This is a genomic window from Corynebacterium sp. 20-84 (assembly GCF_053479455.1).
In genome coordinates, this window is record NZ_JBRBCB010000029.1 from 1 (window position 1) to 826 (window position 826).

At 56.2% G+C, this 826-nt stretch carries 1 protein-coding gene; it reads left to right on the plus strand.

Annotated elements, in window-relative coordinates:
* Positions 1-56: 56 nt before the first annotated feature.
* On the plus strand, positions 57-826 hold a 770-nt coding region (locus tag ACUY2Y_RS11685), incomplete at its 3' end, for an IS256 family transposase (protein WP_448326648.1).

An 826-nucleotide genomic window follows, 5' to 3' on the forward strand; every position in this document is an offset into this window, starting at 1 on the left:
GAGAGTGTCAGGAAGTTTGTGTGTGAGGCTCTGATCTAGAAGGAGTTTCACCGATAATGACTACGGTGTCACCGAAGAAAGGCCATGACCCGGCGAGGGTCAACGAGATCAGCGAAAAGCTGATGGAAAACCCAGAGATCGCTAGCTTGATCGGCGAGCTATCGACTTCCGCTGACGATGCCAGCGACTTGGTCAAGGGGCTGTTGCAGGCTTCGATCAACGCTGGCCTGCAGGCTGAGATGGATGCCCATTTGGGTTACGGTCACTCCGATAGGAAAGGCAAAGCCCAAGTCGAAACTGGTGGTAGTAACCACCGCAATGGGTCGTACAGCAAGACCGTCGATTCCGGCTACGGCCCTGTGGATGTAACGATGCCGAGGGATCGGGCTGGGACGTTTACCCCGCAGATGCTTCCGAAAGGTGCCCGCAGACTCACCGAGCTTGATGACATGATCATCTCCTTATACGCCGGCGGGATGACGGTGCGCGATATCCAGCACCATCTCGCTACCACCTTGGGGGTGGATATGAGCCCGGATACCATCAGCACGATCACCGATGCCGTGTTAGATGAGGTGATGCTGTGGCAGAACCGTCAGTTAGACGAGTTCTACCCGGTGATCTTCCTTGATGCGCTTAGGGTCAAGATCCGCGACGGCCACCGCGTGGTCAACAAGTCCTGCTATATGGCTGTTGGCATCGACATCGACGGCATCAAGCACATCTTGGGGTTGTGGATCGCTGATAACGAAGGCGCCGCGTTTTGGGCATCGGTGTGCGCGGATCTGGCCAACCGTGGTGTGCAAGATGTCTTCATCGTCTGCTG